Source organism: Paenibacillus sp. 1182 (genome assembly GCF_017833915.1).
Lineage (GTDB): Bacteria > Bacillota > Bacilli > Paenibacillales > Paenibacillaceae > Paenibacillus > Paenibacillus polymyxa_D.
This window is the reverse complement of the sequence record NZ_JAFICR010000006.1, coordinates 35,984-51,344: the sequence shown is the minus strand read 5'-3', so window position 1 is coordinate 51,344 and position 15,361 is coordinate 35,984. Positions and strand designations below refer to the sequence as shown.

The following is a 15,361-nucleotide window of genomic DNA, read 5'->3' as shown; positions in this document are numbered from 1 at the left end:
TCGATTGAGTATTGATATACTTTACCTGATTTAACGGCAGAAAGGTTCTTCACACGCTTTTAGATAAAATATCTTTTCCTTGGCTGCTCCATCACCTCTAATACCCAACATTAAATAAGAAGAGTAATTGTACCTTTATCACTTTCATATGTACGCGTGGCAGCTTCATCTCCAGTTGATGTGGTCTTGGCAGCAGCCGATTGACCGCTTTCCGTTGCAGTCTCACCCCCACTTGTAGCATTGCGCTCAATACCAGCATTAACGAAATGATGAACAAACAAGCTGAAGCTCTAAATTTAAAATAACTCACAATATTTCCCCTATTAATAATGATTCTCATTTTCATAACTCATTTGATTCTATCAAAGCTTACAGCTACTGTCCATGTAGATTGGATTCAAAGCAAACAACACACTCCTAAGAGTGAGCACCCGTTTTAGTGTGTTGTTGTATTCGTATCTGTTTTGTACTGTTTGCGTTGGTACCGCACACTCAGTTTTCCTTGCTGTGCTCGAATCTGTATCTCTCCCATCGTATCGGTTCGATATATAGCAGAATCAACTGCTGACAAACGTTCCAATACCGCTTCATTCGGATGTCCGTAAGTATTGGTCGCACCGACCGAAATAACAGATACTCTCGGTCGCCAGTAGGATAACCACTCTTCCGAGGTAGAATACTTGCTGCCGTGATGTGCTATTTTCATGACATCTATAGCATTCCTTGCCCCTCCCGTTGCTCCCTCATCTTTCAAACGGAATGAAGAAGGGGTTAATTCAGCAAGCAACAATGACTCTGCTGCATCATCCATATCTCCTGTGAACAAAAAGGAGGCTCCCTCCATCTCCAATATCATGGCAACAGAGTAATGATTTTGTTCCTTCATAACAGGCAGCTGTTCAGATTCGTTATCCGGTAGCGTAAACGGATAGAGAAAGCGGATTTTCGTAGCCTGGTCTGGTTCCCATTCCATGCTATGATGTGCCCCGTACAGCTTGATCTGCTTATCTAAAGCCGTGTTCAACAGCTTACGGAATGGAGCTTTATCTGTCAGGGTACCATTAAAAAACAAGGTAGATACGGGAATCTGGTCAAGCACAGCTTGTAATCCTCCGGCATGATCATGATCTCCGTGTGTTAAAATGACAGCATCTAGTCGATGCACACCTCGTTGCTTTAGTAAGGGTACAAGCGTATCTTTACCTACCTCGTAGGGATCTGCACGCTTGCGCCAAGCATTTTTCCCTGTTGCAAAGTCCATTGTCCCCCCGCCATCAACCAAGATATGTTTCCCGCCCGGCGTTGTGATTAAAATGCTGTCACCTTGGCCCACATCCAGATATTGAACAATTCCCGTATTACCCTCACCAGGAGATTGGTAACCTGTATACAATATTCCAAGCCAAGCAATAACACTTAGAGCCAGTGCCAAATGACGATAACCATTCCACTGTCGACGCGCAAATCTCCCTGCTCCCTCAGGTTCAAGAGCCGTATGCAATATAGCCGCCCACTCTGAAGAAGCTGCTAATCCTGTATAGATAGTTGATGAATTGGGAGTAGAGTCCAAGACGGTAATGTCGTTCGTTTTTCTGCGGGATGTCAGCCACGTTGTGAGCCAGTACAAAACACTGTACAAAGCTACGTAATACGCTATGACCCACAGAATGGAGGAAGACGGCCAAATACTCACATAAGCATCATCCACATTCAGCCATTTTACTAGTAAAAAGGTCAAATCGTTCAATTGCTCTGCCGGCCAAGCAAAAATGCGAGCCCCATCCCCCCACAAAAAGGCAACTCCCATCGCCACCGTACCCAATGGAAGCACGATATATGTAATAAGAGGTACAAGCACAAAATTGGCCGCAAATGATAGCAGCGAAAATTGATTAAAGTAGAATACCGTCATTGGAAACGAAACAAGCTGTGCCGTAATTGTAATCGCAACTTCACCGCCGATCAGGAAAGGCCATTTGGCGAAAAACGGCTTCATAAGCGGCATATAAATGAGCAACCCACCTGTCACCAAAAAGGAAAGCTGAAAGCTGACGCTAAGTAGATAATATGGATTCCAAATCAGCATGAGCAGCGCGGATATACTTAGAATATTAAGTCCGTCTTTGAGCAACCCTCGTCGGGCTGCAAACAAGCCGATCATCGCCATAATTCCTGCCCTCACAACAGAGGCAGAAGCACCAGTCAGCAGGACATAAGCCGGAATGAGTATCATCACGACCGTAAGAGATGTCTCGCGGCTAACTCGTAACAGCCTGAGTAGATATAATAGTGTAGCTGCATATACCGCCACATGCATGCCCGATATTGCTAAAATATGCGTTAAACCAAGCTGCGTAAACTCGTTATAGGTTGCTGGGTCCAACTCATCTGTTACCCCAAGTACCAGTCCTTTCATATATCCTGCGTGATGAAGCGATGTAAATGCCAGTTCCATTCTCTGTCCTAGCTGCTCCCTAAGCTGGTCATTCCACCTGAACAAAGTGTAGCGGTTCCATAGTGAAGCATCCTGCTTCTGTAACGAGGCTGCCCCATCGCCTTTGAAAAGCCAGTGGATTTCCTGTGTGTGCAGGTATTCACTGTAATCAAAGCCACCAAAGTTCCCCGCTTTTGCAGGAGCCTTTAAGGTGCCACGCAGTAGGATCGCATCTCCACGTTGCCATGCTGCCGCAAGTTGCTGTTCCTGCTTGGCAGCCAACTTGATATGAACAATGACCTGTTCAGAAATTGGTGCACGATTCTCGTCCTTGTTCGAATGATTTCCGAAGTGATTGATTGAAGTAACTCTCATCTCAAACTGTGTTCGATCACCATCTACCTGTACTTCAGAAGCGATAAACCCTGCTGCTTGAACAGGCATGTCTTCCACCATAGAAGACGATACATGAAGAGCATCGGGAATACTGCTAACATTATGCATATCATGCCAAAACCAATGAAATCCACCCCCGCTGAATACAAGCCAAAGTAATACCATATGCCGAATGGGGATTTTTATCAATAAAGCTATAAGCGGAAAGATCAGAGTAACCCCCGCCCAGAGCAACAAAAGCATACGTCCAGAATACAGACATGCTCCCACACTTCCTGTAATCCAACAAACAGTAAGGGTCAATATAGGTCTAGTTAACACAAGCTTAGCTTGAATACGATCACCTTCCGGTAGCAAACATTGCTTTCTGTTCACAAACACAAAACAAAAAGAACCTCTGACAAAATAGCATTCGTCAGAGGTTCTTCCTCGTTTACTTTTTAATTCATAACATCCATCAGCGTTTCTTTTGGCGGATGATAGGTCTTCAGCATACGAAAAGCGATGCCCTTTTCCTCCATCATAGCACGAACCTTGTCGGCATCTTTGGGATAAGGTCGGTGGTATACAATCTCCACAATACCGCTGTTCGCCAACATATTGGCACACGTCCAGCATGGCTGATCGGTGACATATACTGAAGAGCCTTCACGATCAATTCGGTCAGTAAACAGCAGCAGGTTCTGCTCCGCATGAATAGTGCGAATACAACGCTGCTTTTTAACCATTTCCTCGTGCCCATCACGGTGAACGACCTCATACTCCTCTGAAATCATACAACCTGCCTCTGAACAGTCAGGCACCCCCGATGGTGCTCCATTATAGGCCGTCCCCAAGAGCTTTTTACCTTGTACAAGTACGGCTCCAACATGACGCCGCGCACAGCGCGAACGGGTGGATACCATATAAGCGATATCCATGAAGTAAGTGTCCCAGTCCTTGCGTACATCTGCACTCATTTCCATCTCTCCCGTATAAACAAGTTAAAACGTAAACCATATCCGCTACCGTCGTTCTCAGGGCATGTACAATGTAATTATTACATAAGTTACAAGCTGACATACGGCTTCATTTTCGCCAACATTTTAGCTCCGATTCCTTTTACATGATCCAAATCATTCACACGTTTGAACGCCCCGTGCTGATTACGGTAGTTCAAAATAGCCTCGGCTTTTTTAGCCCCAACCCCTGGTAGCTCCATTAACTCGGCAGCAGTCGCCGTGTTGATGTTTACCTTCTTTTCGCCGGAAAGGGGTGTAGTAACCGAATCACTTACCGTATTGGTCCTACTCGTCGTTGCACCACTCGAACTAACAATACCTGTGTCTGAGGTCGGATCCGCAACACCTGACTGCTTTACGGCACTCGAATTTCCCGCAATAGAGTTTCCGCTCAGAGCAGCAGATATACCAGTAGATATCTGCACAGTATCACTTTTCACTTTGTAAGCGGCTTCGGCATTCCTACTGCGCTCAGCTTTGTCTGAAGGTTCTTTTACAGCAGGCTTTTCCTGGGCATAGTCACTGCTGCGCTGCGACTCATTTGGCTCTGAATCCATCGCCACAGCCTGCTCCACCTTATGGTTAAGTAAAGTCCACTCTTCTTGCGGCTCAGAACGCTGTCCTCCGGCAAATAAAATAAGTCCACTGCCGATTACAGCAAGCGTTATCGCTGTTCCTGTCCATACGCGTTTCATTTCCGTATCGTCCCCTACTCCACATGGATTCGGGAAATTGAGCCGACTGAAAACACCGTCTCTATCAAACAGAGCACGTCTGTCCAATTCCCGTTTAGCCGGAGGATGTAAACAACCTCCATACGGTCTCGCTGTGAGCATTTTTACAATAAAGTGGTACGACCCCGGGCACGATCTAACATGCTCAGACATAAAATTCGTCATGTCGGCCAAGACCAGGCGCATACACTAAGAAGAATGACAGCTGACAGCACAGCGTCTATACCGCAAAGTATGAAAGGAGGACGTTGAACAATGAAAGTTGGATTTATCGGGACTGGCAGCATGGGAAGTCTGCTAATTGAGTCTTTTATTCATTCTAACGCACTCAAGCCGCAGCAAATATCAGCAAGTAATCGAACGCATTCCAAGGTAACCGAGCTAGCCCGTCGTTATCCAGGTTTGCATGCAGCCCAAAGCAACCGTGAAACGGCAGCGGAAAGCGATGTTCTGTTTATCTGTGTGAAGCCGCTGGAATCAAAAGCCGTAACGGATGAAATACGCAACGTCATTACAGAAGAGCAAATCGTCGTATCTATCACAAGCCCGGTGCAGATTCGTATTTTAGAGCATGCAATGAAAGCTAAAGTGTCCAAAATTATTCCCAGTATCACCCACCAAGTAGGCAGCGGAGCCTCACTATGCATCCATGGAAGCCGGATTACAGAGGAGGATCGCTTCCTTCTGGAAGAGCTTATGTCCCACATCAGCAGGCCGATTCGGGTTAAAGAATCTTATACTCGGATCACGTCGGATTTTTCGAGTTGTGGTCCTGCTTTCTTGGCCTTTTTTATGGACCAGTGGATTCAAGCCGCAGTTCAAGCTACAGGTATGGACCGCACGGAGCTATGCGCTCTGGCCGGTGAAATGATCATCGGCACTGGAAAGCTGCTCACGGAAGGCGGGATGACACCAGCCGAGTTACAGGCCAGAGTAGCGGTTCCCGGAGGTATTACCGCCGAAGCTCTCGCACTGTTGGACATCAGCCTGCATAGTGTCTTTCCCGAGCTGATACAGGTAACGCACAACAAATATGAAGAGGACATGCAAAAGATAGATGTCTCCTTCGGCTTAAAGCCAATTAACCGGCAACAATATTAACCAGCTTACCTGGAACAGCAATTACCTTGCGGATCGTTTTGCCGGCCAGTGCCTGCTGAACATTGTCCAACGACACAGCGAATGCTTCCATCGCTTTAGCATCAAGATCCTTGGCAATCGTTGCACGCTGCACAATTTTACCATTCACTTGCATAACAATTTCCACTTCGGCGTCCACCGTCCATGCTTCATCATAAGCAGGCCAAGCCGCGTAGGTAATGCTATCATTGTGCCCCAGCAGCTGCCACAATTCCTCGGCCAGATGGGGTGCAAGCGGCGACAGCATTTGCACGAAGTTTTCCATTGCTGCACGCGGCAGAAGGTCTGCTTTATATGCATCGTTGGTGAAGATCATCAGCTGGCTGATCGCTGTATTGAAGCGCAGTGCATCCAGATCTTCAGTTACTTTTTTCAGCGTTTTATGCCAAGTACGATTGAACTCATCGCTACCGCCGTCATTTGTAATTTTATCGTTCAGGCTACCATCCTCGGAAACAAACAGGCGCCATACGCGGGACAGAAAACGATGTGCTCCCTCTACCCCATTCTCATTCCATGGCTTGGTCGCTTCCAGCGGCCCCATAAACATCTCATAAATACGCAGCGTATCGGCGCCAAACGTATTGACAATATCATCAGGATTAATGACATTACCGCGTGATTTACTCATTTTTTCATTGTTGTTGCCCAAAATCATACCCTGGTTGACCAGCTTATAAAAAGGCTCTTTCGTTTCCACTACGCCGATATCATACAATACCTTATGCCAGAAACGGGCATACAGCAAGTGAAGAACCGCATGTTCAGCTCCGCCAATATACAAATCAACAGGCATCCATTCACGTTGTTTCTCTTTGGATACAAGCTCTTTGTCATTTTTCGGATCAATAAAGCGCAGGTAATACCAGCAACTTCCTGCCCATTGCGGCATTGTATTCGTCTCGCGACGTGCTTTCATACCTGTCTCAGGATCAATGGTTTCCACCCAATCTGTTGCGTTCGCCAGCGGGGATTCACCTGTACCTGAAGGCTTAATATTGTCCATCTCCGGCAGTACGAGCGGAAGTTGGTCCTCAGGAACCGTTTTGATCGTTCCATCCTCCAGATGAATTACCGGAATCGGCTCGCCCCAATAGCGTTGACGGCTGAACAGCCAGTCACGCAGGCGGTAGGTGACTTTGCCGTGTCCTTTGCCCTCGGCTTCCAGCCATTCAATCATCTTCGGAATCGCTTCCTCGTTGGTAAGTCCATTCAGCGGGCCTGAATTCACGTGCGGTCCATCCTCAGTATATGGCTCATTAGCCACATCTCCACCTTGGACAACCTCAATGATATTCAATCCGAATTGCTTGGCAAATTCCCAGTCACGCGTATCGTGAGCAGGTACAGCCATAATCGCTCCAGTTCCGTAGCCTGCCAGTACATAGTCAGCAATCCAGATCGGCAGCTTTTCGCCGTTCACTGGGTTCACTGCATAAGCTCCTGTGAATACGCCTGTTTTATCCTTGGCCAGATCCGTACGCTCCAGATCGCTTTTACGAGCAGCTTGTTCACGGTACTGTTGTACAGCATCCTTTTGCTCAGGCGTAGTGATAATATCCACCAATTCCTGCTCTGGTGCCAGCACACAGTAGCTTGCGCCGAACAGTGTATCTGGGCGAGTTGTAAATACTGTGAGTTGCTCGTCATAGCCTTCAATCGGAAAACGAACCTCTGCCCCGGTAGACTTACCGATCCAGTTCCGTTGCATATCCTTAATACTCTCAGACCAATCCAGTTCCTCCAGATCATCCAGCAGACGATCCGCGTATTCCGTAATTTTCAGCATCCATTGACGCATTGGTTTACGGACGACCGGATGACCGCCACGCTCACTCTTACCGTCAATAACTTCTTCATTCGCCAGCACCGTTCCCAGCGCTGGGCACCAGTTCACAGGTACTTCAGCTACATATGCAAGGCCGCGCTTGTACAGCTGGATGAAGATCCATTGTGTCCATTTGTAATAATCAGGATCCGTCGTGCTGATTTCACGATCCCAGTCGTAGGAGAAGCCGAGCGATTTGATTTGACGGCGGAAGTTATTTACGTTTTTCACCGTAATTTCGCGTGGGTGCTCCCCTGTATCCAGCGCATGCTGCTCCGCAGGCAGACCGAAGGCGTCCCAACCCATCGGATGCAGTACGTTGTAGCCGCGCATTCTTTTATAACGTGAAACAATATCCGTAGCTGTGTAGCCCTCCGGGTGGCCTACATGCAGGCCGGCTCCAGATGGGTACGGAAACATATCCAAAGCATAAAACTTCGGTTTGCCCGGTTCTTCCCCGGTGCGGAACGTCTTGTTCTCATCCCAATATTTCTGCCATTTTGGTTCAATACTTTGCGGTTGATAGCCGTGCTTCGGCTGTGTGTCTGTCATTGTCTTTTCCTCCTCAAACGGTATGCAACAAAAAAACCTCTGCATCCCGTAGCGTGTCAGCGCTAGGGACGAGAGGTTATATTCCCGTGGTACCACCCTAGTTAGCAGAAAGCGTTCTTCGCGTTCTACTCCCTTTGCACCTGATAACGGAGGTGATCCGATGCGGGTTAATAACAGGATACAAGCACCAGTATAGGGCGTTCCTGCGTTGGACGCATATCTCCGAGGCGAGTTCACTTTGTGCTGTCAACCGGCTTGCACCACCCGCCGGCTCTCTACATGTCCAGACAAAGCTACTATTCCTCATCAGCGATTGTTTAACCGTTAATAATGGCACTATTATATTGAAAACCGCGAAAAAAGTCAAATAAGGACTACCTTTGGTGTTAAGAGCCCTCTCCATACTAAATTTTCATGACACATGCATACGAATGTTTTATAATAATTCCGAGTTAAATCGCTTCAAGCTGAGATGAGTTGAGATAAGAAAGGTGAGCTGAGACATGGCACAAATTAAAATTTACGGAATAAAAGAGACTCTAAATCCAATCAAAAAGCAACTTTCAGAGGTGATTCATTCTGCTGTGGTGGATGCGTTCAAATATCCTCCTGACAAGAGGTTTCATCGTTTTTTTCCTATGGATCAGGAAGATTTTATATATGCCGATGGTCGCTCTGAGGCGTACACCATTATTGAAATCAGTATCTTTGAAGGCAGAACGATAGAAGCTAAGAAGCAACTCATTAGCCTGTTATTCCAAAGAATTAACGATCTTTTGGGTATTTCTCCACAGGATCTTGAGATTACTATATTTGAAACACCCAAACAGAACTGGGGCATTCGGGGTGTACCGGGTGATGAGCTTCAGTTGAACTATAAAGTGAATATATAAGTGCAAAAAGACGCCCTTCATGTCATCATGAAAAGCGTCTTTTTTTTCCCATATTCGTTCAATGAATCTTTGCTATTTTACAGCAACATAAAACAGTCTCGCCGCGTCATCTTCTGCTTCTACCCATTCAAAATCCGCATATACCTTCACATCGCGAAAACCCGCTTTGGACAATTCTGCCTTCATCCAGTCTGGGTCATAGGCACGTTGTACATGTATTTCCTCGAAACGCTGGTATAGATCGCGTCCTTCATGTTCTGCTTTCGCAAAGATACTAAGATGATGCTCAATTTCACAACGGGGAGTGTCCAACGCACATGTCCAGATATATGAGATAGAGCGTTCGTCCAGTACGAAAGGCTGCTCTTCATCATAACGTAAAAACGTCTGGGGATGATGCACATCGAACAAAAAGGTTCCGCCAGGCTTCAGACCAACATGCGTTCTGCGAAAAGTAGAAATGATATCTTCTTCCTCCAACAAGTAATTCAGACAATCGCAAAAAGAAATTACAGAATCCACAGGCTCGGGTAAAATCCATTCTCTCATATCCTGCTGTATCCAGCGAACGCTTCCCTCACGAAACAATCGCTGTCCCTGTGGAGTGGTTTCCATTTTGCGACGGGCTACTGCCAGCATGTCAGAGGATAAGTCGATTCCAGCCACTTCGAACCCTGAGTTAACCAGGGGAATCGTAATTGAACCCGTTCCGCAGCCCAGCTCGGCCACCGTATGCGGCATCCCGTACTGATCCCAAGCCTGCCGTGCAAAGCGCAACCAGTCCGGGTACGGCATGTCCTGCATCAGCTCATCATACACATAGGCAAACTTCCGGTAAGAAGCCATTTTTTATTCCCCATTCCCGTCCTTCGGTTTCGGCATTTTCTCCACCAGGTAGGTCCAGTTTTCCTTTTGTGTAACCATTCCTTCCTTCATCAGCTTGCCCATCGCACGCTTGAAGGCGGATTTACTAATACCAAACCGTTGCTTGATAATATCCGGCGGTGTTGCGTCGGAGTAAGGCATACCGCCGCCCGGACGCTCTTTCAGAAAAGCAATCAATCGATCCGCATCCTCATCACGGCCCACTTCCTTGCGTGGCGACATTGCCAGATTGACCCGACCGTCTTCGCGAACAAGCGTGACCCGTACCTTAACCTCTTCGCCCAAGCGAAGCATCCGGTTGCGTTCTGAGGAGTGAATCATCCCAATCGCGCCAAAACCAAGCACCCCTCCGTCCACCAGAACGAATGTGCCCATTTGAAGCGGCTTGTACACAGTCGCCTGCACCCACGTATTCAGCCACGAATCAGGGGCGTGGAAGCACAACGGAGCCAGTTCCTGTTCCCCTGCCAGCTTAGCCCGCAATCTGCCTTGCTTGTCATGCTCCATAATGGCATACACGTAGTCGCCCACCCGAGGATGCAAATCTCGGTTTTCTGGCAACTCACGAATCGGCAGCAAAAGCTGACGACCCAATCCCATCTCCAGGAAACAACCCAAACGCGGATGCACATCGGCCACCTCAAGCTTAGCCATTTCGCCCAACGACAAGAACGGCTTTTTCATGGTTGCGGCCAAACGGTCCTCTGTATCGTGAAAAATAAATACCTCCAACCGTTCACCAACTTCAATTTCACGTGTCAGCTCCGTATAGTGCAGCAGCACATCCTGCTCACCAACAGTGAGAAAGTAGCCGAAAGGAGATACCTCACGATCCACCATAATGGTGACATAAGTACCGGCGATCAAACTCATACCTTTTCCACAACCTTAGCATCCGACCAGAGTCGTTCAATGTTGTAATATTCGCGCTCGTCGCGATGGAAGACATGCACTACGACATCCCCCAAATCCATTAGAACCCAACGGGCGGAATCCATCCCTTCGATTCCTTTGATAGTTACACCTTCATCATGAGCGCGTTTGCGAATTTCTGTTGCAATCGCCTGTACCTGTGTATCCGAATTACCGTGGCAGATGACAAAATAATCAGCTACTAGTGATATTCCCCGCAAATCCAGTGCGACAATATTCATTGCTTTTTTATCATTTGCGGCATCAACCGCTGTTTGCATTAATTGCTCATTAGTTAGGGTCATTCATGAACCTCCGTTTTTCTCTGTTTTAGTTGTTGAATCAAGTCATTGCGCGACAAGACTGTCAGTGGAAAAATAACCTTTTTCTTCTCCAGCAACAATGAAATTGTGGAGTCAAATCCAGCGACAAGGCCCTGCTCCAAACTTTTCTTTGCCTGTTTACGGATATGCTCAACCCCGGGAAAATCCCGTCCCGGTTCGATGTAATCAGCGAGACACACGACTTTGTCCAGCAGGCTCATACCTACGCGTCCTGACGTATGCCAGCGGATCGCATTCCTTATTTCAGAATCATCCACTCCGTAATCTCTTGCTGCAACGCAGTATCCTACCTCTGAATGCCAGAGCTGCTTGTCATGTTCCAAAAGCTCCTGATCACATTCGGGATGACTGCGAATCACTTCTTCCATCTGCTGAACAGGCCAATATTTCGCTACATCATGCAAAATAGCCGCCAGTTCGGCCTTATCCGGATCTACTCCATAACGCTTCGCAAGCTCCACTGAGGTATGCATAACACCTAGTGTGTGCTTCCAGCGTTTTTCAGGCATTTGACCAGATACGGCTTCCATTAATTGCTCACGGCTGTACTTCATACAAACCGCCCCTTGTAATATAGTCATGCACTCGATCAGGCACAAGATAACGGATAGTGCGCCCTTCCGCAGCACGCTCTCGAATATCCGTGGACGAAATGTCCACCACTGGCATATCTGCCAACAGTACCTTGTCCTGCAAATAATGTGGCAACTCATCCATTGCAAGCTGGAATCCTGGTCGCCGAACACCAATGAAACAAATTCGCTGCGCCAGTTCCTCAATTCCCTGCCAATGAGGCAAGTAGTTCACCATATCCGCACCAATAATAAAATAAAAATCCACAGCAGAATGCAACTCCTGAAGCTCCTTGATCGTGTCAATGGTATAGGATACTCCCCCGCGAAGCACTTCAATATCCAGCACTTCAAAAGCAGGATGACCCGCCACCGCTTCACTCGTCATCTCCAGACGCTCTTTACCGCTCGCCCCCGCCTGATGCTTGTGCGGAGGAATATGAGAAGGCATAAACCATACTTGATCTAGTCCATAGGCATCTCTTGCCGCTTCTCCAGCCAGCAGATGTCCAATATGAATCGGGTCAAATGTACCACCCATAATACCGATTTTCATAATTTTCTCCCCGCATGTTATCCTCTAGGCAACTCAATTTCCTTATGGTCACGGGATTCTTTGTACAAAATAATAGTGCTCCCGATGATCTGTACAAGCTCAGAACCTGTCTCCGCGGCCAGTTCTTCCGCAATTTCATGCTTGTCGTCCAAACAGTTGTTCAAAATTTGTACTTTCATCAGCTCACGCTTTTCAATCGCATCGTTGATGTGACGCATAAGATGCTCATTCGTACCGTTTTTGCCTACTTGAAAAACCGGGTCCAAATGATGCGCCATTGAGCGCAGATATCTTTTTTGTTTACCTGTTAACATGTATATTTAACCCCTTCGTCGCCACATATGCAATGCAGCATTTCCATAATTTTAATGTACCCTCTTACTTACGACAGGCTACTCAGCACAGCTGCTCTCATTTGCTCTACAGCAGGGACAACCCCTGTAAAATACTCAAAAGCCACAGCCCCCTGGTACACGAACATGCCCAAGCCCCCATGTACAGTGCAGCCGCGCTGTTCACGGCTTTCCTGTAAAAGTCTCGTTTCCAACGGGTTGTAGATCAAATCACTCACAATGATTCCCTCCGGAATCAAGCTCGTTTCCAGTGGAAGTTCATCCGATAAAGGAGACATTCCCACCGAGGTTGTGTTAATCAACACATTCACTGTGGCGAGCACGCTCTTGGCATCCTCGTTGGAATAACCCCTCACTGGGATCGCTTCCGTCGTCCACTCTAATGCCAGTTGCTCAGCTTTGTCACGTGTTCGGTTCAAAATAATGACCGATTCCGGCTGCTCCTCCAACAGAGCATGAATCACGCCACGAGCAGCCCCTCCGGCTCCAAGCACAGCAATTCTTGCTCCCTTCAACTCAACAGAAGTCTCTTCTTTGAGGGAACGTACGTAGCCAATTCCGTCCGTGTTATACCCCTTAAGCCGTCCATTATCATTTACTATCGTATTGACAGCGCCAATGAGTCTGGCACCTTCATCAATCTCATCCAGATATTTCATAACCTCGACTTTATGGGGAATCGTCACATTGACTCCGCGGAAATGCAAAGCGCGAATCCCCTTCATGGCATCTTCCAGCTGATCCGGTTTTACATGAAGAGGTACAAAATCTCCTTCAATCGCCGCTGCCTGCAAAGCTATTTTATGCATAAGAGGCGATTTGGAGTGCTTGATTGGATCACCCAATACGCCCAATAGTACAAGACCTTGTTCAGTCGCTTCAGACTCCCCGCTGTTCATCGTCGCTCTCCCCCATATTGCAAAATATTAGGCCGCACAAATACATGAATGGCGGCAGGAACCAGTACAGTACCTGTTCCTTGCCGCCCTATAACATGGTTACAGCAACGTTATATCAACGCAGGCCGCAAAAGCACACGGACTCCCCGAGGAGCATGAATCGCAACCAGAGCTCCGTTCTCGCTATTTACCCTGATCCATCCCAAGCCGGAAATATAGATGTCCGATGGAGACTTGCGTGGCACGCGGAACTCATGTCTTGTCCATTCCGGCATCTCTGCCAATTGATCGCGTGTTGGCGGAGATAACAATTCCCCGGCATGATCAGCGAACAACTGATCAGCTCGCTCCAGCTTCGTGCGATGTATCTTAAGACCACCGTTAATGTAGCAGGTAAAAGATTGGTGCTGACCGTCGACAAAATCAAATCGGGCCATACCGCCGAAAAACAATGTTTGTCCGGCATCAAGCTGATACGCAGCAGGCTTCAGCGGCTTGTCCGGCATAATAGCGCTCAAGTCCTGACGGGAGACGATCTCACTGAATCGCCAAGGGTATACAATACCCGGAGTATCAATAATGTGCTTGCCGTCGTCGAGCGGAATATTCACCATATCGAGTGTAGTTCCCGGGTAACGGGACGTTGTGAGCTCCTGCTCCATGTCGCTATAATCACGAATCAAACGGTTAATGAGCGTGGATTTACCCACATTTGTCGCTCCAACCACATATACATCGCGGTTACCACGGAGCTCAGATACCACATCCAAAAGACGGTCAAAGCCCTGATTTTTTTTAGCTGAGCACAGTACGATTTCTTCCGTGCGAAGCCCTTGCTCCTTCGCTTGCTTTTGTACCCAGTTACGTATCTTGTTCCAATTCGTTACCTTAGGCAGCAAATCGGTCTTGTTTACAGCCAGTATAACCGGATTAGAGCCTACAAAGCGTTGCAGACCGGAAATCAAGCTGCCTTCAAAATCAAAAATATCTACAATGTGGATAACGAGTGCATCCTTGTCGCCAATCTGGCTGAGCAGCTTCAAGAACTCATCTTGATCCACTGTCACTGAAGACGTCTCATTATAGTTTTTGATTCGGAAACAACGCTGACAAATGACAGGTTCGCGAGTAAGCAATTTTTCAGGAATAAATCCCGGAAGCTCCGGGCTAGTGGTCTGCACGGTTATACCGCAACCACTACATTTGACGGCAGTGCCGCCGTCAGGTCTTTCAGTCATTCTTCTTTTCCTCCTCAAGCCATAAGCCTTTCTTACGTAACCTTGTGAGCGCGATTCGCTCCAACCGCCGATTAAATCGAGTCATGACTCCTTCATCATGAATGGATATCGGTAACACCAACACCGTATGCAACCCCAGTCGGTTACCTCCCAATACGTCCGTCAACATTTGGTCTCCGACCATAATAGTTTCTTCCGGAGTCAGCCCCATCATACGGATGGCTCTACGAAAAGACGAGTTGGAGGGCTTCCGTGCGGCATGTATAAATTCAATGTCCAAAGGCGTAGCAAACACGGATACACGGTCCATATTGTTGTTAGACACGATGACAAGCTTAAAACCCGCCTGTTTGACCTTCTCAAACCAGGCCACCAGCTCGGGAGTTGCATTCGGCGCTTTTGCGCCGACCAGCGTGTTATCCAGATCCGTAATAATGCCGCGATATCCTTGAGCATATAAGCCTTCAAGATCAATATCAAAGACGGTATTCACCCGTAATTTGGGCATCAGCATTTCAAACAACGTCGGTCACCTCAGTTTCATACGACAAACTATACCATATTACTATGGCTTAGTAAAAAGCTATCCGCAACAAACGGACAGCTTTTTCACTAAATATATAG

Annotated in this window: 17 protein-coding genes and 1 other annotated feature; of the genes, 2 read left to right on the top strand and 15 right to left on the bottom strand. The window is 47.4% G+C overall.

Going from position 1 to position 15,361, the window contains the following annotated elements:
• Nucleotides 1-97 precede the first annotated feature (97 nt).
• From JOD82_RS13755 to JOD82_RS13740, 5 genes are all read right to left on the bottom strand, one after another.
• On the bottom strand, nucleotides 98-310 hold the full coding sequence (locus tag JOD82_RS13755) for a hypothetical protein (RefSeq protein WP_069010454.1): 213 nt from the start codon (nucleotides 308-310) through the stop codon (nucleotides 98-100).
• Between the two features lie 126 nt (nucleotides 311-436).
• Complete coding sequence (locus JOD82_RS13750; RefSeq protein ID WP_312887694.1) at nucleotides 437-3,010, bottom strand: ComEC/Rec2 family competence protein; 2,574 nt, start codon at nucleotides 3,008-3,010, stop codon at nucleotides 437-439.
• A complete protein-coding gene (locus tag JOD82_RS29625) occupies nucleotides 2,940-3,092 on the bottom strand; it encodes a hypothetical protein (RefSeq protein ID WP_256026030.1) in 153 nt (50 codons plus the stop codon). The genes JOD82_RS13750 and JOD82_RS29625 overlap by 71 nt, the downstream gene beginning before the upstream one ends.
• A 178-nt stretch (nucleotides 3,093-3,270) precedes the next feature.
• On the bottom strand, nucleotides 3,271-3,789 hold the full coding sequence (locus JOD82_RS13745; protein WP_069010453.1) for a deoxycytidylate deaminase: 519 nt from the start codon (nucleotides 3,787-3,789) through the stop codon (nucleotides 3,271-3,273).
• Between the two features lie 89 nt (nucleotides 3,790-3,878).
• A complete protein-coding gene (locus JOD82_RS13740) occupies nucleotides 3,879-4,526 on the bottom strand; it encodes a ComEA family DNA-binding protein (RefSeq protein WP_209949484.1) in 648 nt (215 codons plus the stop codon).
• Between the two features lie 294 nt (nucleotides 4,527-4,820).
• Here JOD82_RS13740 and comER point away from each other — a divergent pair, with 294 nt between their 5' ends.
• Complete coding sequence (gene comER / locus JOD82_RS13735) at nucleotides 4,821-5,666, top strand: late competence protein ComER (RefSeq protein ID WP_165148970.1); 846 nt, start codon at nucleotides 4,821-4,823, stop codon at nucleotides 5,664-5,666.
• Here the strand turns inward: comER and leuS are convergent.
• Nucleotides 5,647-8,085 (bottom strand): leucine--tRNA ligase, encoded by a 2,439-nt coding sequence (gene leuS / locus JOD82_RS13730; RefSeq protein ID WP_209949482.1) that lies wholly within the window; start codon nucleotides 8,083-8,085, stop codon nucleotides 5,647-5,649. The genes comER and leuS overlap by 20 nt on opposite strands.
• A gap of 61 nt (nucleotides 8,086-8,146) precedes the next feature.
• Nucleotides 8,147-8,404: a binding site (T-box leader), on the bottom strand.
• 184 nt (nucleotides 8,405-8,588) lie between these two features.
• On the opposite strand from leuS, the gene JOD82_RS13725 reads away from it, so the two are divergent.
• The gene (locus tag JOD82_RS13725) at nucleotides 8,589-8,978 is read left to right on the top strand and encodes a tautomerase family protein (RefSeq protein WP_029515373.1); all 390 of its coding nucleotides are present in this window, start codon (nucleotides 8,589-8,591) and stop codon (nucleotides 8,976-8,978) included.
• Nucleotides 8,979-9,050: 72 nt separating this feature from the next.
• Here JOD82_RS13725 and JOD82_RS13720 read toward each other — a convergent pair whose 3' ends face one another.
• The 9 genes from JOD82_RS13720 to JOD82_RS13680 form a co-directional block, all read right to left on the bottom strand.
• Entirely contained in the window at nucleotides 9,051-9,824 is a 774-nt protein-coding gene (locus tag JOD82_RS13720) for a class I SAM-dependent DNA methyltransferase (RefSeq protein WP_029515374.1), read from the bottom strand.
• A gap of 3 nt (nucleotides 9,825-9,827) precedes the next feature.
• Entirely contained in the window at nucleotides 9,828-10,736 is a 909-nt protein-coding gene (locus JOD82_RS13715) for a CvfB family protein (RefSeq protein WP_029515375.1), read from the bottom strand.
• On the bottom strand, nucleotides 10,733-11,080 hold the full coding sequence (rsfS, locus tag JOD82_RS13710) for a ribosome silencing factor (protein WP_013311194.1): 348 nt from the start codon (nucleotides 11,078-11,080) through the stop codon (nucleotides 10,733-10,735). Before rsfS ends, JOD82_RS13715 begins: the two co-directional genes overlap by 4 nt.
• Complete coding sequence (yqeK, locus tag JOD82_RS13705) at nucleotides 11,077-11,673, bottom strand: bis(5'-nucleosyl)-tetraphosphatase (symmetrical) YqeK (protein WP_029515376.1); 597 nt, start codon at nucleotides 11,671-11,673, stop codon at nucleotides 11,077-11,079. Before yqeK ends, rsfS begins: the two co-directional genes overlap by 4 nt.
• Entirely contained in the window at nucleotides 11,657-12,247 is a 591-nt protein-coding gene (nadD, locus tag JOD82_RS13700; protein ID WP_029515377.1) for a nicotinate-nucleotide adenylyltransferase, read from the bottom strand. The genes yqeK and nadD overlap by 17 nt, the downstream gene beginning before the upstream one ends.
• Before the next feature lie 17 nt (nucleotides 12,248-12,264).
• Nucleotides 12,265-12,561 carry a ribosome assembly RNA-binding protein YhbY gene (yhbY, locus tag JOD82_RS13695; protein WP_013311197.1) on the bottom strand — a complete coding sequence of 99 codons (297 nt, stop codon included), beginning with the start codon at nucleotides 12,559-12,561 and terminating at the stop codon, nucleotides 12,265-12,267.
• Between the two features lie 68 nt (nucleotides 12,562-12,629).
• Nucleotides 12,630-13,499 carry a shikimate dehydrogenase gene (gene aroE, locus JOD82_RS13690; protein WP_029515378.1) on the bottom strand — a complete coding sequence of 290 codons (870 nt, stop codon included), beginning with the start codon at nucleotides 13,497-13,499 and terminating at the stop codon, nucleotides 12,630-12,632.
• Nucleotides 13,500-13,609: 110 nt separating this feature from the next.
• The gene (gene yqeH / locus JOD82_RS13685; protein WP_069010449.1) at nucleotides 13,610-14,737 is read right to left on the bottom strand and encodes a ribosome biogenesis GTPase YqeH; all 1,128 of its coding nucleotides are present in this window, start codon (nucleotides 14,735-14,737) and stop codon (nucleotides 13,610-13,612) included.
• Complete coding sequence (locus JOD82_RS13680; RefSeq protein WP_013311200.1) at nucleotides 14,730-15,260, bottom strand: YqeG family HAD IIIA-type phosphatase; 531 nt, start codon at nucleotides 15,258-15,260, stop codon at nucleotides 14,730-14,732. Before JOD82_RS13680 ends, yqeH begins: the two co-directional genes overlap by 8 nt.
• Nucleotides 15,261-15,361: the final 101 nt, after the last annotated feature.

Bases quoted from the DNA above. Each gene is read 5' to 3' on its own strand.
- JOD82_RS13725 (WP_029515373.1), top strand. From the start codon at position 8,589: ATGGCACAAATTAAAATTTACGGAATAAAAGAGACTCTAAATCCAATC.
- yqeH (WP_069010449.1), bottom strand. From the start codon at position 14,737: ATGACTGAAAGACCTGACGGCGGCACTGCCGTCAAATGTAGTGGTTGC.
- JOD82_RS13715 (WP_029515375.1), bottom strand. From the start codon at position 10,736: ATGAGTTTGATCGCCGGTACTTATGTCACCATTATGGTGGATCGTGAG.
- JOD82_RS13745 (WP_069010453.1), bottom strand. From the start codon at position 3,789: ATGAGTGCAGATGTACGCAAGGACTGGGACACTTACTTCATGGATATC.
- yqeK (WP_029515376.1), bottom strand. From the start codon at position 11,673: ATGAAGTACAGCCGTGAGCAATTAATGGAAGCCGTATCTGGTCAAATG.
- nadD (WP_029515377.1), bottom strand. From the start codon at position 12,247: ATGAAAATCGGTATTATGGGTGGTACATTTGACCCGATTCATATTGGA.
- aroE (WP_029515378.1), bottom strand. From the start codon at position 13,499: ATGAACAGCGGGGAGTCTGAAGCGACTGAACAAGGTCTTGTACTATTG.
- JOD82_RS29625 (WP_256026030.1), bottom strand. From the start codon at position 3,092: ATGTCTGTATTCTGGACGTATGCTTTTGTTGCTCTGGGCGGGGGTTAC.
- JOD82_RS13740 (WP_209949484.1), bottom strand. From the start codon at position 4,526: ATGAAACGCGTATGGACAGGAACAGCGATAACGCTTGCTGTAATCGGC.
- rsfS (WP_013311194.1), bottom strand. From the start codon at position 11,080: ATGACCCTAACTAATGAGCAATTAATGCAAACAGCGGTTGATGCCGCA.
- JOD82_RS13720 (WP_029515374.1), bottom strand. From the start codon at position 9,824: ATGGCTTCTTACCGGAAGTTTGCCTATGTGTATGATGAGCTGATGCAG.
- comER (WP_165148970.1), top strand. From the start codon at position 4,821: ATGAAAGTTGGATTTATCGGGACTGGCAGCATGGGAAGTCTGCTAATT.
- yhbY (WP_013311197.1), bottom strand. From the start codon at position 12,561: ATGTTAACAGGTAAACAAAAAAGATATCTGCGCTCAATGGCGCATCAT.
- leuS (WP_209949482.1), bottom strand. From the start codon at position 8,085: ATGACAGACACACAGCCGAAGCACGGCTATCAACCGCAAAGTATTGAA.